Genomic DNA, 20326 nt, shown 5'->3' on the forward strand with positions numbered 1-20326 from the left:
TCACCCTTTGAGTCCGGCGAGCATGACGCCGCGCACGATATACCGCTGAAGCAGCAGGAAGACGAAGAGAGTCGGGATCGTGGCGAGGCTGGCGCCAGTCATGATCATCTCCCACTGGATCGCCTGCTCGACCGCGAAACTCGAGAGACCCACCGGCAGGGTGTAGAGCTCGCGGCTGTTGGTGACGATGAGCGGCCAGAAGAAAGCCGTCCAATTCCCAAGAAAGGTGAAGATGGCAAGCGCCGACAGCGCCGGCGTCACGAGCGGCATCGCCACTCGCCACCAGATCGAGAATTCGTTGAGGCCGTCTACCCGCGCGGCTTCGAGGAATTCATCCGGCACGGTCTCGAAGAACTGCTTCATGAGAAACGTGCCGAAGGCGGTCATCATGCCCGGAAACATGATGCCCCAGTATGTGTCGATCCAGCCGAAGCTGCTCGCCATCAGGTACCACGGGATCACCAGCATCTCGGTCGGAATCATCAGCGTCGAGAGGATCGCGATGAAGATGAAATATCGCCCTCGGAAGCGGAACTTCGCCAACGTATAGCCGACGAGCGAGTCGAAGAACACGTTCGACAGGGTAACGGCGACGGCGACGAAGAGGGAGTTCAGGAACCAGCGCAGAAATCGGCCGTCGGACAGCACCGTGATGTAGTTGTCGAGGGTCGGGCTCTCCGGAACGAGGCGCAGATCGTAGACCTGAGATGCATCCTTCAGAGATGTCGACAGCATGAAGAGGATCGGAGTGATCATCACGATGCCGCCCAGGAAGAGCAGCGTCCAAGCGATCACCTGACCGGGCCGGACGGAGCGGAAAGAAGACCGATGGTCCAGGGTTGCTGCATTCATGGACATCGTCAGCGGTCCTTCAGGATACGCAGCTGGATGAGTGAGACGACGAGGAGGATCATGAAAAGGACCACCGTCTGCGCTGCGGCATAGCCCATGTCGAAGGATTTGAACGCCGTCTGATAGATCATCAGAACGAGTGGCTTCGTCGAGTTGAGGGGACCGCCAGGATCGTTGAAATTCATGTTGTAGACCTGGTCGAAAATCCTCAGGAAGCCGATGGAGGAGAAAACGACGAGGAACACGATGGTGGGTTTGAGAAGCGGGATGGTGATCCGGCGCAGGATCGTGAACTCGGACACGCCGTCGATCCGGGCAGCCTCATAATAAGAAGTCGGAATCGCTCGAAGCCCGGCGATGAAAATGATGACCTGGAAGCCGAGGCCTGCCCATACCGCAGGGGCCAGGATCGCTGGCAGCGCCTGCGTCGTCGAACGCAGGAACGGTTGCTGAGGCAGCCCCAGCCAGGTCAGCAGTCCGTTGAAGACGCCGATGGGCACCGGCTGATAGAACCAGCGCCAAACCCATGCCATGGCGACGGCCGTCGTCAGGAAGGGCAGGAAATAGAGCGCCCGAATGAACCCGTGCATGAAACGCACGCGGTCGAGATAATAGGCGATGACGAACGAGATGATCAGGCTGATCGGCGTTCCGATGATGAGATAGGCGAAGGTGTTGCGAAAGACCTGCCAGAACAGCGGGTCGTTCCAGAGGCGGATGTAGTTCTCGAAGCCGACGAAGGACGCCGGCTTCAAGAGGTTCCAGTTCGTGAACGACAGGGCAAGCGCCTCCAGCGTCGGCCAGAAGCGGATCATCCCGTAAAAGACGATCGGCAGCGCCAGAAAACCCCAAGCCCAGATGACGCGCTTGTGGCGCAGGCTCAGCCTGTCCCAAGCACGGCCTGATGTCGCTGGCGCTGCTCTCACGGTCAGATCCTCACTTCGCAGCTCGGTCGATGATCGCCTGCTCGGCTTTTGCAGCCTCGGCCAGGGAGGCCTTCGGGTCCTGCTTCTGGATCAGGACACGGTTGACCATGTCGATCGCGGTCTGCCGCTGGGCTGCCTCGTCCAGGAACATGGTGGTGTGGGCGTATTCCAGCCCCTTGAGGAACGGCCCATAGATCGGGTTGGCGAGGTTTGCCTGCGTCATCGCCGCGGAACGGCGCGCCGGCAGCTCGCCGACTGTCTGCAGCCAGAGGTCCATCGCCTCGGGTGAGCTGATATAGGCCAGGAACTTCTTCGAAGCCTCCAGCTTCTCGCCCTGCACCTTGCTGCTGATCGCGTTGGCGAAGTAGCTGGCGTAGTTGCTGCGCATGCCCTTGGCATCGGCGGGCAATTCGGTCACCCCCCACTCGAAGCCCTTGATCGCGTTGAAGCTGCCAAGGCGGAAGGTCCCGTCGATCGTCATAGCCGCAAGGCCGGCCTTGAAGGCCGCCTGCCCTTCGTCCATGAAGCCGACAGAGCCGACTTTATGCTTCGTCTGGAGGTCGGTGTAGAATTGCAGGGCCTTCAAGCCTGCGTCGCTGTCGTACGCAACTTTGCGGTCGTTGTCAGTGTAAGGCGTGCCTCCGTACTGGCGTACGAGGACCTCTCGCCACCAATGGTGATCCTGCCCCGCCATGTCGAGCGTGATTCCCGCCGAAACGATGTTGCCGGCACTGTCGCGCTTGACGGTCTTTTCAGCAGCGGCGACGAGTTCGTCGAGCGTCTGCGGCGGCTTGCTGGGATCGAGCCCGGCAGCCTGGAAGGCCTTCTTGTTATAGAAGAGCGCCAAGGAGCGGACGGCAGTCGGAAGGCCGTAATATTCGTCGCCGCGCTTCATCGCCTTCACGATTGGGAAGAACTCGGCTTCGATCTTGTCGTGCGGGAACGCATCCTTCGGCAGCGGCTGAATGAGCTTGCCGGCGACGAAGCCGTCGACCCATCCGTAGAAGAGCTGAACCACGTCGGGCCCCTGCCCGGCGGTCACGGCAGCCGCAACCTTGGTCTGATACTCGGCGTAAGGAAAGGTCGTGTGCTTGACCTTGATGTCGGGATTGGCGGCTTGGAATTTCTGGATCAGCTGATCCATCGCCTTCACGCGCGTGTCGAAGACATATTGCCAGTATTCGATTTCAACGGCGCTGGCGGCATTGGCGGCCAGGACACTGATCCCGAATGCGAGACCAGCGATCATCTTTTTGAGGCGCATGCGTGACCCTCCTCTTGGCCAGCCGATCGAGATCATCGGCGTGGCATTCTTCCCCTCGATGCGAGCGTGGCAAAGTCCCGCTCATCCCACAAAGCTCATCTGCGGACCGCGCGCTGTCAATAAAATAATTCACTTGAGTTATTACAAAACGCTGGCATCGTCGGTGCACGACACGAGACACACATGCCGCGCTCAACCCCGCCTCCACCGAAAGCTGCAATTGGCAACAACCCCGAGCGAAACCGGTCCCACAACCGGCGGGTGGTCCTGGATGCAGTCCGGCTCCATGGCCCGCTTGGGCGCACGGCGATTGCACGGCTTGCTCATCTGACCCCGCAGGCAGTCTCAAACATCGTGAGCGAGCTTCTGGACGAAGGACTCCTGCTCGAATGCGGTCGCCTGCGGGCCGGTCGCGGCCTTCCACCTGTGCAGGTGGCCGTCAATCCGGATGGCGGAATGACCATCGGGGTCGAGATTGCCGCCGATCACCTCGTCATGGCTCTCGTCGATCTGACAGGCCGCGTGCGAGCGAACCGAACGCTCCCGCTTGAGGATGCCACCCCGGACCATATCGCGCCTCTGCTCAAGCGGGAGATCGACGGCATCTGCAAAACGGCCTCCGGGTCGCATCGCCGCCTCCTAGGTCTCGGCGTCGTCATGCCCGGCCCTTTCGACATCGATGGCATGAGCTCGGTCGGACCAACGACTCTGCCTGGCTGGGTTGGCGAGGATGCTGCCCAGGTTCTGACCGCCGCCACCGGCGTCAGTACCCTCGTCGAGAACGATGCGACCGCTGCTGCCGTCGGCGAGCGTCTGCATGGTGTTGCGCGCAAGCTGAACAACTTCTGTCTCCTGTATTTCGGTGCGGGCCTCGGCCTTGGCATCGTCGTGGATGGGAGGCCGATGCGGGGTGCCTTCGGCAATGCGGGCGAGATCGGCCACATCGTTGTTCAGCAAGATGGTTCGCGATGTGCATGCGGCAACAGAGGCTGCCTCGAGCGTTATGCCTCGCTGCACTCCCTGAAGGAAAAGCTCGCAGATGCCGGCGTTTCATGCCGCACGGTCTCGGACCTTGCGGCTCTTCATGAGGCGGGGTCAGCTCCACTGAAGGAGTGGATCGCCGAAGCGGGGGCTCATCTGTCTCCCGTCATTGCGATGCTGGAGAACCTCCTCGATCCGGAGTGCATCGTCTTCAGCGGCGCTCTTCCGGATACTCTCCTCGACGACCTTATCGCATCCCTTCAGCCCCTGCCGCTTTCGGTCGCCAGCCGGCGCAAGAGGGCCTTGCCGCGCATCATCAGGGGCACGACGGGGCTGCTCACCGCAGCGCTAGGAGCAGCGGCTCTGCCCCTTCAAGAGACGATGACCCCTAAGCTCGATACCGCACCTGCAATCGAACAATCGACTTGAGACGGAAAGCAAGCAAACGATGCTGCGAGACCACGAACGTATCGCAAGGGAAATGGCCGACCCTGCCCTCGTGCGTCTTCATCGCAAGCTCGAGCGCCTCTCGTCCGTCCTGACCGTCATGAACACCGGGGCGCATCCCGATGATGAGGCGAGCGGGATGCTGGCAGCGCTGCGCTTCGGCCTCGGCATGCGTGTCGTGATTGCCTGTTCGACGCGAGGAGAAGGGGGCCAGAACGCAATCGGACTTGAGCGCGGAGCGGCACTCGGTGTGCTGCGCACACGCGAGATGGAGGAGGCGGCGCGGCGTCTCGACGCGGATGTCGTGTGGCTCGGCCACGGACCTGACGATCCCGTGCACGATTTCGGCTTCTCCAAGAACGGTGACGACACGCTGGGCCGCTGGGGCGAAGATCGCATCGTCGAGCGCCTCGTTCGTGCCTATCGTGAGGAACGACAGGACATCGTCATTCCCACATTCCTCGACGTCCCTGGGCAGCATGGCCATCACCGAGCCATGACGCGTGCCGCCGAAAGGGCAGTTGCGCTCGCGGCTGACCCGAAAGCATTTCCCGAACATCTTGAAGCCGGGTTGAGGCCGTGGCAGGTCTCAAAATTCTATCTGCCGGCGTGGTCCGGTGGCGGCTCCACCTATGACGACGAGGTCCCGCCGCCTGTAGCGACCCTTGTGGTTCATGCCCCTGGAGACGATGTCGCGACAGGAGCACCCTTTGCGCATATCGGGGAATGGTCCCGCGCAGCGCATCTGTCACAGGGCATGGGCCACTGGCAGGAAGATCCTGTCCGGTCGTGGCCTCTGCATCTGCTCTTGAACGCTACCGCCGCACAGAATGAAGAATCGGATATCCGCGACGGCCTTCCCGCGACTGTTGGCGAACTCTCTACTCTTCTCCCGGAGGAGCCGGCGCGCCATCTGGCTGCAGCCCAACGGTTGCTCGAGCAGGCGCGAGCGGCCTTTCCTGATCGCGCCTCGATACGCAATGCAGCCATCGCAGCGGCCAAATCGATCGTGACGGCACTTGCATCCTGTCCTCACGAATACCTCGATGAGGTCGAACACAAGCTGAAACGCAAGCTCAGCGAAATCGACGATGTCGTCATCGAAGCGAGCGGGGTGCATGTGCGCGGCTGGGCCGATCCGCACGTCGTCAAGCCAGGTCGGAGAGCGATGGTGCATTACGCCCTTACCCGGCCAGACGTTGCAGTTTCTGTAGCGCCTGCATCCGTCAAGAACATAGGAGAGGCTGCCCCTTCGTCCGACGGCAATACAAGGGCATTTGAAATCGCCGTACCGGCCGGTGCCCCCCTCACCACGGCGTATCCTGCTCGCTTCAGAGTCCTCGGAGGCAACGGTGATATCCACCTCTCTGCCATGGTCGAGGTGGATGGGTATCGAGCCTGCCGTCTAATCGATCTCGATGAACCGATGCGCATCGTCCCGGGTCAGTCCATCGTGCTGGACCCCGATACCGTTCTTCTCCCCACATCCCGAACTCACGAGCCCTTCTTCATCAGAAGCTTGATCGACGGAGATGCCTCCAATGCCGGCATCGACCTCGTGACGCCGGCAGGATGGGCGCTCGACCCGAGGGACAATGGCTTTCGGGTGTCTCCCCCCACGCACCTGAAATCTGGTCTCTATCGGCTCGAAGGACGTGTGAACGGACATCCTGCCTATCGCTCGACACCGATTGCCTATCCTCACATCGGCCGCACGGCCCATCTCAGCCGCGAAGACCTCAAGGTGCTGGTCCTGGACGTCCAGCTCCCGACTGGAGCAAAAATCGGCTATGTGGGCGGAGGCAACGATCAAATCGGGACGTGGCTCGTCCGGCTTGGCTTCGACGTGACGGATCTTGATGGCGTTGACCTTCAGGGCGATCTCTCCCGTTTCACGACCATCATGGTAGGGATCTTTGCATTCGGAACCCGTCCTGACCTCGCGGAGGCCTGCCCACGCCTGCACCGCTTCGTGAGCGAGGGCGGGCATGTGGTGACGTTCTACCACAGGCCTACCGATGGCTGGGACCCAGGGCTGACGCCGCCTCGGCCGATCACCATCGGCGCACCGTCGCTACGTTGGCGCGTGACAGACCCTAGAGCAACGGTCAAGGTTCTCGGTGAGGACCATCCTTTGATGGCCGGCCCAAATCCGATCGGCCCCGACGACTGGGAGGGTTGGGACAAAGAGCGTGGGCTCTACTTCGCATCAGTGTGGGACGAGGCTTATGAGCCGCTGCTCAGCATGAGCGATCCTGGCGAAAAACCGCTCCTCGGCGGCCTTATCTCAGGCACGATCGGACATGGGCGCCACACCCACGTCAGCCTTGCGCTCCACCACCAGCTCGACAGGCTCGTGCCGGGAGCATTCCGGATTCTGGCCAATCTCGCCCAGCCGGCATAGCACAGCCATACTGTCACGGGTGCCCAGGCACCTCCGGCTGTGGCGTCGGATGGATCACCGGCTGCTTGGGCTCTGGAGCCTGTTCGGGCATGGGCGACGGAATGGTGGGCGATTCCAGGGGATGTGGCGCATCCGTGGGAGCTGGCGGAACCGGGACTGGCTCCGTTGGCGGCGGCTTCGGATAGAATTCATCCGGCAAGGGGCGACCGCTGCCGAGATCTTGCCGGCCGCTCGTGAGAAGGAGCATGGTGTCCAAGCCGAAGGGCCTCTCGATGGTTCAACCATGCAGGAAACCCTGATCGAGCCTATTGGTTCACGGACCGCCGAGCTTATTCGGAAGCCTGCACCTGTGTTTGTGAGACGCTGGAAGCGCCCGAATTCCAATCGTTCCAAATACCCCTATAATCATAGCCTGAGAGTGCTTATGAGCCCGTCGCGCGGAGGAAGGTCATGGAGCGGCCGCGCGAAAGCGATAGAAGGGATGCGCATTGATGGTTGGCACGCCCTCCCCCTCCGAACCGCGCCCGGACATTCCGGCTCCGAACCCCGATCCAGTCAACCCCGAGCCCCCGCCTTCAGGCGTGCCCGGGAGGGAGGAGCCCGTGAGCATTCCGCCGGACACTCCCGACGATGCTCCGATGCCCGGTGAGCCGATCGGCATTCCCCCGACAGTTCCACCAGAACTGTGAACCCCTCGACGTCCAGGCGCTTCGCTAGCCTTTCTCCTATGAGACCGGGCCTGTCCAGCGTCGCAATGACGACCGTCAGCTCTGACCGAGGGTGCGAACCGGCTCACGCGAGAACACTTGCTCGCGGGGCGCCTGCGCCTTCGGGAGCAGAGGGATCTTTTCAGCATCCTTGAGCATAATCAATTTCGCCACCTTCCGACCATGTCAGTTTGTTCTCGAAGCAGGAGAAGCGCTGGATGGTTCAAGACATCAAAAGCATTCTCGTTGGTATTTCCGGCGGCGAGGAAAAGCCGTCCTCTGCCCTGCGTTACGGCCTCTCCCTCGCGCAGCAGGCTTCCGCCCACGCTTCGATCTATGCCCCCACCCCCGAAATGCTGGTGACGCACGCCTTCGTCAGCAATGTTGCGGCAGGCCTCGTTGCTGCGGAGAACCGTCGCCTCCATGAGGCTTCCCTGATGGCGCTTGAACAGGCCCAGCAGGGTGCCCGGGCGTCGGGAGTTCCCTGCAGCGTCGAGGTGCTGCAGAAGCCCTATTCCGATCTGGCGGCAGCTCTTGCAGCCCGAAGCCGCGTCCATGACGTGACCGTCCTCGATGCGGAGCGGGACTTCTTGAGCCTCGGTCGAGGCATTCTTGAAGAGGTCCTATTCAACGGTGGACGACCGCTGCTGATCGTACCTCAAGGAACGGACGTCTTCCGGGTCGAGAGAGTTCTGGTGGCGTGGGACGGCAGCGCCAAAGCAAGCCGCGCGGTGCACGATGCCCTGCCTTTCCTGAAAGCCGCACAGCAGGTGGAGATCGCTTCGGTTGTAGGAGAAAAGGACCTGTCATCCTCGCTCCCGGGAGCAGAGCTTGCTCCGCACCTGAGCCGCCATGGTGTCGATTGCACGCTGAAGGAATTGCCGCTTCAGAGAGGCGATGCTGGCGAAACTCTCCGTTCGCAGCTCGGGATCTTCAGAGCCGACCTGCTCGTGATGGGAAGCTTTGTGCATTCACGCTGGCGGCAACTCGTACTCGGAGGGGTTACGCAGACCATGCTGAAGGGCTGCCCGGTTCCGCTGCTTCTATCCTATTGACCACGAGCGCAAGTCGTTGGTGTCGGATGCAACGGAGAGAGGAGGAAGGAACTCATGTACAGCCATATTCTCATTGCAACCGACGGCTCATCGCTGTCCGGCCGCGCCGTCGATCATGGCGTAGGCTTGGCGAAGGCGCTGGGTGCTGCCGTCAGCCTGCTCACGGTCTCAGAGCGATTTCACGTGTTCGCTCTCGACGCCGAACAGGTCGAAGAGACTGCCTCCACCTTCAGGGAGCACATGAGGGAGGAGGCGATCAAGACGTTGTCCCAAGCCTTTGAGGTCGCACGGTCGGCGGGAATCGAGGCGACCCAGATCCATTTGGAGGATGACGAGCCTTATCAGGCCATCATCCGGACCGCCGAGGGCCGGCGTTGTGATCTCATCGTCATGGCCTCGCACGGCCGTAGCGGCGTCTCGGCCCTTCTCTTGGGAAGCGAAACCATGAAGGTGCTCACCCACTCGAAGATCCCCGTCCTCGTCGTACGATAGCCGCCGTCAGCGAGCGACGCCGTCGTCCATAGGCTCCCGCGCGAAGGCGATCTTTGCGTGCACCCGGAACAGCCGGATCTCGTCACCGTCTACGACGGCTTCGAAATCCGTCACCGACATGGAACGGATGTTGCGGATCGTCTGCGAGGCGATCCGAATGCCCCGTCTGGCGGCATCCTCCCAACTCTGATCCGACTCCGCCACCACCTCGATCGACTTGAGCAGGGTCATGGCTTCCTCCTGAAGCGGTCCGCTCAAGAGTAGCAGCGATCAAGCGCGACAAGAACGACTATCCAGGAGACCAGGCTAGAAAGGTGACTTACTAGGAAATCGGGCTCCTGTGAGTTCGGCAACTTCCTCTCGGCAGTCCCAGCCTCGGCCTTCGCACTGCTCGAATCGGAACGTCTGCCCCTGTGAGGCTCGGCACGGGATGCCGGCTGCCGAAAATGACAGGTCAGGAGGCATTCACGGATCGAGCGCCCTGTGCTCTCGACGGTTGAAATGACATGCCTCGGGACGGGGTTGATCCCCGTCCCGAGAACCCTTTCAGGTGCAGGAGATCTGGCCACCGTCCACGCGCAGGATCGATCCCGTCATGAACGAGGCCTTTTCGCTCGCCAGGAAGACGGCCGCCGCCGCGAACTCCTCGATCTCACCGTAGCGGCCGGCCGGAATGCCGGCTCGCGCCGCAGCCGCGACGTCGTCGACCGAGCGCCCTGTCCGCTCCGCATTGGCGGCATCGAGCTGCTTGAGACGGTCGGTGGCGATGCGTCCCGGCGCGACGGCGTTCACGGTAATACCCGACGACGCAACCTCGGCCGCCAGGGTCTTGCCCCAACCAACGAGGGCCGGGCGGATCGCATTGGAGATGGCGAGGTTCGGGATCGGCTGAATGACGCCCGACGAGATCACCGAAATGATGCGGCCGAACTTGCGCTCGATCATGCCGGGCAAAAGCTGATCCGTGATCCGCACCAGGTTGACGAACATCGCCTCGAACGACGTGCGCCACTGATCGCTCGACACACCCTGCGCCTTCCCGGGCGGCGGACCGCCGCTGTTCAGGACCAGAATGTCGACTCCGCCGAGCGCATCCGTCACGTCCTTCGCCAGGGCATCGACCTGATCGACCTTGCCCGTATCGCAGACGAAAGGCAGGACGCCGTTGCCGATCTTCTCGGCGGCGGCTTTCGATCCGTCCATCGTCCGGCTGGCGATCGCGACGCGAGCGCCCTCTTCGGCGAGCCCTTGGGCAATGCCGAAGCCCAGCCCCTTGCTGGCGCCGAGAACGAGCGCGCGCTTCCCCTCCAATCCAGTCTTCATGCCGCAAGGCTCCCCTGTTGCGAGCGCTCGATGCGCTCCATCAGCCAATCGATTTCAGCAATCGTCTCCGGGCTCAGCTTCGGACCCGGCTTCCGCAGCGTGTCGGAGGCGATGATGCCGCGCTTCTTCAGCACGTATTTGCGCACCGCGAGGCCGAGGTTGGGCTGCGTCTCATAACGCACCAGCGGCAGATGCCGGTCGAAGAGGTCGTGCGCCTCCTGACGGCGTCCCTGCTTGATGAGGTTCACGACGCCGACGAGCATCTCGGGATAGGCATAGCCCGTCATGGCGCCATCGGCCCCACGCTCCATCTCGAACGGCAGGAACAGGCCGCCATTGCCGCACAGGATCGAAACGCGACGGACCTGCCCCTCGGCGCTGGCACGGCGCAGGGTCGTGATCTTGTCGAGACCGGGCCAGTCCTCATGCTTGAGCATCACGCAGGACGGGCTCTGCTCGATGATCCGCATGATCACCTTGGGAGTCATGACCACATTGGTGGCGAGCGGATAATCCTGGATCACGAAGGGGGTATCGGCTCCGATCGCCTCGACGGCGTCCGCGTAGTAGGAGACGATCTGATCGTCGGTCCTGAGGGTCGACGGGGGAGCGATCATGACGCCTGCGGCGCCCACGTCCATCACCTTGCGGGACAGGCCCGACATGGCCGCAAAGCCCGCGGCGGAAACGCCGACCACGACCGGAACCCGCCCGGCGACGGTGGACATGACCTGCTTGGCGAAAGTCAGCGATTCCTCGGCCGCAAGCTTCGGCGACTCGCCCATGATGCCAAGGATCGTCAGACCCGTGGCGCCGGCCTTCAGATAGGCTTCGACCATCCGGTCGGTCGAGGCGATATCGAGACGGCCATCGGATTCAAAGGGCGTCGGGCAGATGACATAGACGCCTTCGGCAGCGCTTGTGAGCAATGTTTCCTCCATCACGGAGCTTCAAGGGAGAAACTCGGCGCCTTTCCTTACACCGGCTTTTCGCCGAGTGCACCGGTGAACTTGATTGGCACGCAAGAGCGGACCTCGGAGCGGCTCACCGGGCCGAAAGGATCCTTGCCAGATCGGCGGTCTCGTCCACGTCGAGGAGAACGCCCGGATCGTAGGTCGGGACAAGCGCGAGAGCGGGCCCGAGCCCATCAAGGACACGGCGCGCGCCCTGATCTCCGTGAAGCGCCGCAAGTTGCGGGAACAAGAATGCGGATACAAGCACCGGATGCCCGCGCCTGCCCTCATAGACAGGCGCCGCGGCAAGGATATTCGGTAACGTCATTGCATCGGCCAAGGCTGCCGGTACCGTACTCGGAATGCAAAGCATGTCGCCCAGGAAGATGAAGGCGCCGGACGCGGATGGGGGCAGAGCGGCCAATCCGGCCCGGAGGGAAGCCGAGAGACCGTCGCGATGGTCTTGCGCGTGGATGACATGCACGTCCGGCGCATTGGTCCAAGTCGCGGCAAAGTCCTGAGCGGCTTCAGACACCTCTTTAGAATCCGCACCGGTCACGAGAACCACGCCCGCGACGGGAGCCGAAAGAGCGACCTGAAGCGCACCGTGAAGGAGGACGCCTCCGCCCCAGGGGGCCAGAAGCTTGCGCCCGCCGAAGCGGGTGCCTGCTCCGGCCGCCAACACAAGGGCGTGGAACTCCGCCATGCTGGTCTCAGGCGGCAGCGGCGGATCGGACGGAGGCGCGGCAGACCGACAACTCGCTCGAGGCCTGGATGACCTCGGCAATGACACCCGTGGCGATCTCCCAAGGGGAATTGCCGCCGATCTTCAGGCCGATCGGAGCCTTGAGTCGCTTCAGGTCGACCGGAGAAATGCCTGCCTCGACCAAGCGTGCGAGCTTGCGCGGGAGCCGCCGACTGCTGCCGAGAAGGCCGACATAGCCGGCCTTCGACGACAGTGCGGCCACCAAAGCCTCTTGGTCGTCCTCCTCCTGGTGCATGGCAACAGCCACGGCAGTCCAGGGATCTGCTCCGATCCGGGCCAGAGCATCCGCGGGTCGCTCGCGGATATAAAGGATGTTCGGGATGGGCGGAGGAGCCATGGGTCCTTTTGGGCGTACCAGGAAGGTTTCCATCCCGACCTGGCCAGCGAGCATGGCCATTGCCAGGGCGGTCGGATCATGTCCGAAGACGACGAAACGCTGCTGCGGCGCGTAAAGCCGATGGAGCATGTCCCCACGAGATCCGGCCCGCATGGCGTTCCGTCGTACGGCAGCGAGAGCGGCGCTCACTGCCTCGTCAGGAGAACCGCGGTCCTCCACCTCCAGGCAGAAGCGCCTTTGGCCATCACTGATCCACACGCAGGGCATCCGCTCTACTGAGAACCGGAGGAGAGCGGATAGAGCCGGGTCGCCTGCGGGGATACGCTCGGCCAGCAGCTCGATCCTGCCCCCGCAGGGAAGGCGAATGTCGATCGGACCGCCTTCACCGTAGATGAGGCGACGCGGCTGGCCATCGGCCAGGACCGCCAGCGCATGGCGGGTCACGTCCGCCTCGACGCATCCCCCCGACAGGTAGCCGCTCACCGCATTCCGCGTGATCACCATCTGGGCGCCAATGCCTCGGGGCCCACCGCCGATGGCCGTGTGAAGGGTGACGAGGACAGAATCCCAGCCGGACTCGACGGCGGCCTGCAAGGCAGGGCGAACGTCATCGTTCAAGCCGAAGGCCGGCCAGTCCGCCTCGACATGGTGCAGGGCCCCGCTCATTCCGATCCCTCAGAGAAGGTCCTCGATGCGGATTGGCAGATCCCGAATCCGCCGTCCGGTTGCATGATAGACGGCGTTGGCGACCGCCGCGTTGGTGCCGACATTGCCGAGTTCGCCCAGCCCCTTGATGCCGAGGGCATTCACCTGGTGATCCTCTTCCGGCACGAAGATGACCTCCACATCCTTGATATCGGCGCAGACGGGGATGAGATACTCGGCAAGATCGTCATTGACGTAGCGAGCCACCCGTTCGTCGATCTCAGTCGCCTCGTGCAGCGCCGAGGCCACGCCCCAGATAAGGCCGCCAAGCAGCTGGCTCCTCGCGGTCGTCGGGCTGACGATGCGGCCTGCCGCGAAGGCTCCGACGATACGCGGAACACGGATCTCGCGCGTCCTTTTGTGGATGCGGACCTCCACGAACTCGGCACCGAACGCATACTGGACATGGTCCTTGACGGAGCTGCCGGACGTCATGGCCGAGATCCCGCCCTCGATGAGCTTGTGGCCCATCAGCTTGACGGGAGCCGAAGCGATCTCCGGCGTGTACTTCGCATGAGCTTCCACGGGTCCGAACCCGAGGCGCATGATCGCCTCCTTCAAGGGCTCGCTTTTGCCGTCGGGAGCCACGAGCTTGCCCTGGCTGAGGCGGAGGTCGCCCGGATCGGCGCCTGCGAGCTGACCGTCTGCGTGAACGGCTCCTTGGGCGAGCCGCTCCCTGATCTCGTCACAGGCCATCGCGACGGCGTTGCAGATGCTCGCGGTCGCATTCGATCCGCCCGCAACGGGCGCTGGCGGCAGAGAGCTGTCTCCCAGCTCCACGTTGACATTCTCCAGCGGGACGCCGAGCCGGTCGGCGGCCGTAAGCGCAATGGCCGTATAGGCTCCCGTTCCGATATCGTGCCCTGCGGTCTGAACCCGCGCTCTCCCGTTCGGTGCAAGCGTTACCCGCGCCTGCGCCGGCGCCACGTTGGTCGGGTAGCAGGCCGTTGCGCAACCCCATCCGATGAGCCAGTCTCCGTCATGCATCGAGCCCGGCTCGGGATTGCGCTTCGACCAGCCGAAGGCTTCGGCGGCCCGATCGTAGCATGCCATCAGCGCCCGGCTCGAATAAGGCTTCTGGTCGATCGGGTTGACCATCGTGTCGTTGATGCGGCGCAGTTCGACCGGGTCCATGCCGAGCGCCGTTGCGAGTTCATCCATCGCGCTTTCCAGCGCATAGACATACGGCACCTCTGCCGGCGAGCGCATGAAGCCCGGAGTATTGCGGTCGGCGTGAACGATATGGACCTTGGTGTAGATGTTCGGACAGGCGTAGAGGAGAGAGGTCGTCTCCGTTCCGGCCACCTTGTAATTGTCGGGCCGCGAGCTGACCTCCCATCCCTCGTGATGCAGAGAGGTCAGCCGGCCATTGCGGTCGGCTCCGAGCTTCACGAGATGCTGGGTCTCCGCCCGATAGGTGGAGACATCGAAGCTCTGCGACCGGGTCGGCACCAGCTTGACGGGCCTGTTGAGGCGCTTGGCCGCCAGGGCCACGAACGCCGTGCGAGGCGTCAGCGCCGCCTTGGATCCGAAAGCTCCGCCGACGAAGGGCGAGATGACCCGCACCTTTTCGGGATTCATGTTGAGCTGCTTGGCGACACCGTTCTTGAGCCCGTGCACAAACTGGCTCGGCTCGTAGATCGTGAGCTGATCTCCGGACCAGGTGCAAGTGGTGGTGAACAGCTCGATCGGGTTGTGATGCTGCGTCGGCGTCGTGTAGTAGGCCTCGACCTTAACATCTGCGTGTTGGAATGCGGTTTCGGCGTCGCCCGTCTGCGGATCCGAGCTTGAGAGCGGATTGGAAATCTGCCGGGGCTGCGGCCGGCGCTTGTCGAATCCGGGCTTCGGCTTGCGCTCATCGTATTCGACATGGACCTTGTGCGCGGCCTCGCGGGCTGCCTCGTAGGTTTCGGCGACGACCACCGCAACGATCTGCCCGTCATGCCAGACCTTCGGCGAATCCATCGGCATGATGGTGGTCGAGGTGTAGCCGCCTCCGGAAAAGGCGCGCACCTTGCGCACCTTGCCCTTGGTATTCTCGTAGGTCAGAATGTCGAGCACACCCTCGACCTGCTGCGCCTCCTCGAGATGGATGGCCTTGATCCGCCCACGTGCGATCGCGCTGGTGACGAGATACGCGTATGCCGTGTCCTCGAGCGGAAAATCGGAAGGGTAGCAGGCGGTGCCCGTCACCTTCAGGCGCCCGTCGATGCGGGGCGTGGGCCTGCCGATCATGCCGCCATCAAAGGTCGTGGGAGCATTCATGATCAGGCCTCCAGCTTCGCGGCGTCGAGCAGGGCCCGCACGAGCGTGTTTCGTCCAAGTTCCGGCTTGAAGTCATTCTCGCCATGGGTCCGGGCCGGCTCGAAAGCCGCTTCCGCTGCAGATCGGGCAATATCCTCGGTCAGAGGCTTTCCTTTGAGGACTTCCTCCGCCGCAACGGCTCGCCACGGGATGGTTGCGACCCCACCCAGTGCGATGCGGACATCGCGAACCACGCCGTCTGCAAGGTCGAGCGCGACGGCGGCGGACGCTACAGCGAACTCATAGGACTCGCGGTCGCGTACCTTCAGGTAGAGAGACCGTTTGGCCCAGGCTTTCCGCGGGATTTGAAACGCCGTGATGATCTCGCCGGCCGCGAGCGTGTTCTCGATATGCGGCGTGTCGCCCGGGAGGCGGTGAAGCTCATGGACCGGGATGCGCCGCTCGCCTTTCGGACCCGTGATCTCGACCGTCGCATCGAGAGCAATGAGAGCCTGCGCGAAGTCCCCCGGATAGGTGGCAATGCAGTGTGGACTCGTCCCCAGCACCGCATGCTTGCGGTTGACGCCTCCGATGGCTGCGCAGCCGCTGCCGGGCTCGCGCTTGTTGCACGCGCCCCAGGAAACGTCGCGGAAATAGGAGCAGCGGGTCCTCTGCAGCACGTTGCCGGCGAGGCTCGCCATGTTGCGCAATTGCGCGCTCGCAGCCAGTTTGAGCGACTGCGACAGAACCGGATAGTTTTTCTCGACATCCGGGTGATGCGCCACCGTGCTCATGCGCGCCAGTCCGCCGAGGCGCAATCCATCACCGTCTGCAACGATCTCCGATAGCGAGTCTTCGAGCGGATTGATGTCGACGAGACGCTCTGGCCTCATGACGTCGATCTTCATGAGGTCGAGGAGATTGGTTCCGCCCGCGAGGAATTGGATCGGGGCGCGGTTCTGCACCTCGACCTGAGCTGAGGCTGCCCTGATGGCGGAGGCGAGGTCATGGGCGCGGTCATAGGAGAAGGGCCTCATGGCTGCTCCTCCATCTCGGCCCGAGCCTGCTTGATGGCTTCGACGATGTTGGGATAGGCGGCACAACGACAGAGATTGCCGCTCATATATTCGCGGATATCGTCATCGGTCGTCGCAAGTCCCTCTCGGACGCAAGCGACCGCCGACATGATCTGGCCCGGCGTGCAGTAGCCGCACTGAAAGGCATCATGATCGAGAAAAGCCTGCTGCATGGGGTGGAGTCCCCCCTCTTCAGGCGCAAGACCTTCGATGGTGGTAACGGCTTTGCCTTCGACCATGGCCACAAGAGTGAGGCAGGACAGCACACGCCGGCCATCGACATGGATAGTGCAGGCGCCGCACTGCCCCTGGTCGCACCCTTTCTTCGAACCGGTGAGGCCGAGATGCTCCCGCAAGGCGTCGAGAAGCGTCACCCGCGGGTCGACCGCAAGCCGATGGTTCCGGCCATTGACGTTGAGTACGACTTCAATGGTGTCGCGGGTGCCGGCGCGGCGCGACAGAGGCGCCGCCTTCAAGGGAGAGAATGTGTCCATGCCTGGTCCCCAGGATCGAGAGACGAGGAATGGCAGACGAACAGGCCGGCTGTTCCGGCAAAACGCAAGCTTCGCCATCCCCTCGGGAAACATAACCGGGGGGATGGGTGACAGGTTCCTTTCCGAAGGATTGGACACCTGTCACGGGATTGTGACGGCCAAAGCCAGTTAGCCGCAATGAGGGGCTCACCGCGGCTGAAGGATATAGGCCAGCCTACTTGTGCCCCGAACCGCCCTTTTTGCCGCCGCCGTCCTGCTTGTTGACGGTCGCCCAGGCGCGTCGTTCGGCTTCCTTTTCCGAGAGGCCGCGGCTTTCGTACGATTCCTCGATATGCTCGGCCTTGCGCTTCTGCTTGTCCGTATAAGCCGATTTGTCACCGCGCGACATGGTTCTCTCCTTCGGTTCCAGTCTTCGGTTTTCAACCGGCACGGCAGGAGCGGGTTCCGGCTGCGGCCTTTTAGCCGCTGTTGCGCAGGCCGGCCGCAATGCCGTTGATGGACAGATGGATCCCCTCCACGACGCGCTCGTCCGCGTCGCCGGCCCGGTGCCGCTTCAGCAGCTCGATCTGCAGGTGGTTGAGCGGATCTAGGTATGGAAAGCGGTTGCGGATGGATCGTGCCAGGAGCGGGTTGCCGTCGAGCAGCGCCTGCTGCCCCGTGATCGCCAGGAGCTTTGCGATCGAATCCTCCCATTCCTGCCGGATGCGCGGGAAGATGGCGTCGCGCAGGTCCTTGTCCTCGACGAGCCTTGCGTAGCGGGACGCAATGGCGATGTTGCTCTTGGCGAGCACCATGTCCATGTTCGAAAGTAGCGCCTGGAAGAAAGGCCATTCCCGGTACATCTCCTGCAGCAGGGCGAGTCCGCTGTCGGGGTGGTCCCTCAGCCACGCGTTCACGGCGGAGCCGAAGCCATACCAGCCCGGCAGCATCAGCCGGCATTGGGCCCAGCCGAACACCCATGGGATTGCACGCAGGTCCTCGATGCGCCGGGAATTCGTCCGGGAGGCCGGCCGGCTGCCGATATTCAGGTTGGCGATTTCGCCGATGACCGTGGATTCCCAGAAATAGCGTTCGAACCCCTCCGTCTCGTAGACGAGGCCGCGATAGGCACGAAAGGCGCCGTCCGACAGCTCCTCCATGGCCTGCAGATACTCGTCCCGCGGCGCGGACTGCCCCGAATGCAGGAGCGATGCCTCAAGGGTCGCCGCAGCCAGGATCTCGAGGTTGCGCCGCCCGAGATCCGGGTTCGAGTACTTTCCGGCAATGACCTCTCCCTGCTCCGTAATGCGGATTGCGCCCTGAACGGCCCCGCCCGGCTGGGCGAGGATCGCCTGATAGCTCGGTCCGCCGCCACGCCCCACGGAGCCGCCGCGGCCGTGGAAGAGGCGCAGACCCACGTCGTGACGCTTGAACACCTCGATCAGCTCGATCTCGGCCTTGTAAAGCTCCCAGCCGGAGGTGAGAAATCCGCCGTCCTTGTTGCTGTCGGAATAGCCCAGCATCACCTCCTGCGCCTGTCCGCGGCTGCGCAGGAGACGCATGTAGTCAGGCAGGCCGAAGAGCGCATCCATGACCTTGCTGCACTGTCGCAGATCCGCGATGGTCTCGAAGAGCGGGACGATGTTGACGTGCATCTCCCCTTCCCGCGGCCGGAGCAGACCGGCTTCCTTCAGGAGAAGCGCCACCTCGAGGACGTCCGAGGGGTCCCCGGCCTTGGAGATGACGTAGTTCGGAACGGAGGCTTGGCCATAGCGTCTGTGGGCCTGAGCGGCCTCATGGACGATGGCGAGTTCCGAGGCCGTCTCGGCGGAGTAGTCCAGGAAGGGCGAGGTCAGCGGCCGCGGGCTGCGGAGTTCCTCCAACAGCAGGGCGACGCGGCCTTCCTCCGAGAGCTCCTTATAGCCGGTGCCAGGATTGGCTTTCTCGAAAAGCTCGGCAACGACCCGCTCGTGCACGTCGGAATTCTGGCGCAGGTCGAGGCTCGCGAGATGGAACCCAAACACGCTGACGTTTCGGCGAAGCTTGCGAAGACGCCCTCGCGAGAGGGCGGCGGAGCCGTTGGACACCAGCGACACGTGGAGCGTCATCAGGTCGCCGGCAAACTCCTCGGCATCCGTATAGACCGGCGCCTCGCCCACGACGGGATGACGAACCACATCGAAGTGGCCGAGAGCCTGAGCCGTTGCGGCCAGGCGTGCATACATGCCGGAGATCGCTCGGCGATAAGGCTCGTCCTGCCTGTGGGGCGAGCGGTCGGGAGAGGCCTCCGCCAGCTCCTGCACCTGCTCGGACACATTCACGAACCGCCCGTCCAAGGACAGCTCGCCTCCGAGGCAATGCAGCTCTTCGAGGTAAAAGCCGAGCGCGTGCTTGCTCTGCAGCTGAAGCGCCTGCCGGAGCGCATCCGCCGTCACGAAGGGGTTCCCGTCCCTATCACCCCCGATCCAGCTCCCCATGCGCAGGAAGGCAGGAAGCTCCATATTGCCCCACGCGGGATCGATGGCCGCAAGTTGGTCCTCCAGGGAGGCATAGACCCGCGGCAGCTCCCTGAAGAAGGTGTAGTCGTAATAGGAGAGGCCGTTCACGACCTCGTCGATGACCTTCAGACGGGTGCGCCGCAGAATGCTCGTCTGCCAAAGGGTCAGGATGGCCCGACGCAGGGCCTCCTCCGTCGAGGCCTTCTCCTCAGGCGTGAGATGCTGCCTGTCGCGCTGGGCCAGGAGCTGCGCGATCTCCATCTCTCGGTCGATGGTGCTCTTGCGGCGGACCTCGGTCGGATGCGCGGTCAGGACCGGGCAGACCAGCGCCTTGGCAAAGAGTGCCTGAAGATCGGCCTGGGTGATGCCGGCCTCGCGCAGGAGCTTCAGCGCCCGACCGATCGTGCCCTCCCGGGGCGCGGGAGCGACGGCCGCGTGGGCGCCTGCCATGGCGTGAGCTCTCGACCGGCGGACATGATGCTGGTCTTCGGCTAGGTTCGCCAGATGAGAGAAATAGCTGTAGGCGCGGATGATCTGGTTCGTCCGCCCTCGGGACAGGCTGTTCAGGGTCGTCTCGAGATCCCGCCGCGCCGTCTCATCCTCGTCCCGGTGGAAGCGGATCGAGCTCTGGCGAATGCGCTCGACGATTTCGTAGACGGCCTCGCCCTCCTGCTCACGGATCGTATCCCCCAGGAGCCGGCCGAGAAGCCGGATGTCATCACGAAGGGGCAGATCCTTGCTCGGGGTGGCCTCGGGATTGATCAGGGACACGGCGGAGACCCTCGCTGGCGCATTCATGTTGCACCGCAAATAAACTCCGTTG

Annotated in this window: 17 protein-coding genes; 4 read left to right on the forward strand and 13 right to left on the reverse strand. The window is 63.2% G+C overall.

Going from position 1 to position 20326, the window contains the following annotated elements; translation table 11 throughout:
* Genes DES45_RS00075 through DES45_RS00085 form a run of 3 tightly spaced genes read right to left on the reverse strand, consistent with a single transcriptional unit; the run spans position 1 to position 3042 of the window.
* On the reverse strand, positions 1–852 hold the full coding sequence (locus DES45_RS00075; RefSeq protein ID WP_114768772.1) for a carbohydrate ABC transporter permease: 852 nt from the start codon (positions 850–852) through the stop codon (positions 1–3).
* A gap of 8 nt (positions 853–860) precedes the next feature.
* Positions 861–1778, reverse strand: a complete 918-nt coding sequence (locus tag DES45_RS00080; protein WP_425374247.1) for a carbohydrate ABC transporter permease — start codon at positions 1776–1778, stop codon at positions 861–863.
* A gap of 10 nt (positions 1779–1788) precedes the next feature.
* Positions 1789–3042, reverse strand: a complete 1254-nt coding sequence (locus tag DES45_RS00085) for a sugar ABC transporter substrate-binding protein (protein WP_114767948.1) — start codon at positions 3040–3042, stop codon at positions 1789–1791.
* A 183-nt stretch (positions 3043–3225) separates the two neighbouring features.
* On the opposite strand from DES45_RS00085, the gene DES45_RS00090 reads away from it, so the two are divergent.
* The 4 genes from DES45_RS00090 (at position 3226) to DES45_RS00105 (ending at position 9128) form a co-directional block, all read left to right on the forward strand.
* Positions 3226–4452: an ROK family protein gene (locus DES45_RS00090; RefSeq protein ID WP_114767949.1), complete on the forward strand. Its 1227-nt coding sequence runs from the start codon at positions 3226–3228 to the stop codon at positions 4450–4452.
* A gap of 19 nt (positions 4453–4471) precedes the next feature.
* Positions 4472–6874, forward strand: coding sequence for a PIG-L family deacetylase (locus tag DES45_RS00095; RefSeq protein ID WP_114767950.1), 2403 nt, complete (start codon positions 4472–4474; stop codon positions 6872–6874).
* 925 nt (positions 6875–7799) lie between these two features.
* Positions 7800–8636, forward strand: coding sequence for a universal stress protein (locus tag DES45_RS00100; protein WP_114768774.1), 837 nt, complete (start codon positions 7800–7802; stop codon positions 8634–8636).
* 54 nt (positions 8637–8690) lie between these two features.
* The gene (locus tag DES45_RS00105) at positions 8691–9128 is read left to right on the forward strand and encodes a universal stress protein (protein WP_114767951.1); all 438 of its coding nucleotides are present in this window, start codon (positions 8691–8693) and stop codon (positions 9126–9128) included.
* A gap of 6 nt (positions 9129–9134) precedes the next feature.
* On the opposite strand, the gene DES45_RS00110 is transcribed toward DES45_RS00105, so the two are convergent.
* The 10 genes from DES45_RS00110 to ppc form a co-directional block, all read right to left on the reverse strand.
* Positions 9135–9359: a dodecin family protein gene (locus tag DES45_RS00110; protein WP_114767952.1), complete on the reverse strand. Its 225-nt coding sequence runs from the start codon at positions 9357–9359 to the stop codon at positions 9135–9137.
* A 315-nt stretch (positions 9360–9674) separates the two neighbouring features.
* On the reverse strand, positions 9675–10451 hold the full coding sequence (locus tag DES45_RS00115; protein WP_114767953.1) for an SDR family oxidoreductase: 777 nt from the start codon (positions 10449–10451) through the stop codon (positions 9675–9677).
* A complete protein-coding gene (locus DES45_RS00120; protein WP_114767954.1) occupies positions 10448–11392 on the reverse strand; it encodes a dihydrodipicolinate synthase family protein in 945 nt (314 codons plus the stop codon). The genes DES45_RS00115 and DES45_RS00120 overlap by 4 nt, the downstream gene beginning before the upstream one ends.
* A 103-nt stretch (positions 11393–11495) precedes the next feature.
* A complete protein-coding gene (locus DES45_RS00125; protein WP_114767955.1) occupies positions 11496–12110 on the reverse strand; it encodes a nucleotidyltransferase family protein in 615 nt (204 codons plus the stop codon).
* A gap of 7 nt (positions 12111–12117) precedes the next feature.
* Entirely contained in the window at positions 12118–13173 is a 1056-nt protein-coding gene (locus tag DES45_RS00130; RefSeq protein WP_114767956.1) for an XdhC family protein, read from the reverse strand.
* 9 nt (positions 13174–13182) lie between these two features.
* Positions 13183–15477: a xanthine dehydrogenase family protein molybdopterin-binding subunit gene (locus DES45_RS00135; protein WP_114767957.1), complete on the reverse strand. Its 2295-nt coding sequence runs from the start codon at positions 15475–15477 to the stop codon at positions 13183–13185.
* 2 nt (positions 15478–15479) lie between these two features.
* A complete protein-coding gene (locus DES45_RS00140) occupies positions 15480–16493 on the reverse strand; it encodes an FAD binding domain-containing protein (RefSeq protein ID WP_114767958.1) in 1014 nt (337 codons plus the stop codon).
* Entirely contained in the window at positions 16490–17026 is a 537-nt protein-coding gene (locus tag DES45_RS00145; RefSeq protein ID WP_114767959.1) for a (2Fe-2S)-binding protein, read from the reverse strand. The genes DES45_RS00140 and DES45_RS00145 overlap by 4 nt, the downstream gene beginning before the upstream one ends.
* A gap of 214 nt (positions 17027–17240) precedes the next feature.
* Positions 17241–17414, reverse strand: coding sequence for a hypothetical protein (locus DES45_RS24930; protein WP_170151335.1), 174 nt, complete (start codon positions 17412–17414; stop codon positions 17241–17243).
* A gap of 70 nt (positions 17415–17484) precedes the next feature.
* Positions 17485–20301: a phosphoenolpyruvate carboxylase gene (gene ppc, locus DES45_RS00150; protein WP_114768775.1), complete on the reverse strand. Its 2817-nt coding sequence runs from the start codon at positions 20299–20301 to the stop codon at positions 17485–17487.
* Between the last annotated feature and the right edge of the window lie 25 nt (positions 20302–20326).

Origin of the sequence: Microvirga subterranea (genome assembly GCF_003350535.1) — a bacterium.
Lineage (GTDB): Bacteria > Pseudomonadota > Alphaproteobacteria > Rhizobiales > Beijerinckiaceae > Microvirga > Microvirga subterranea.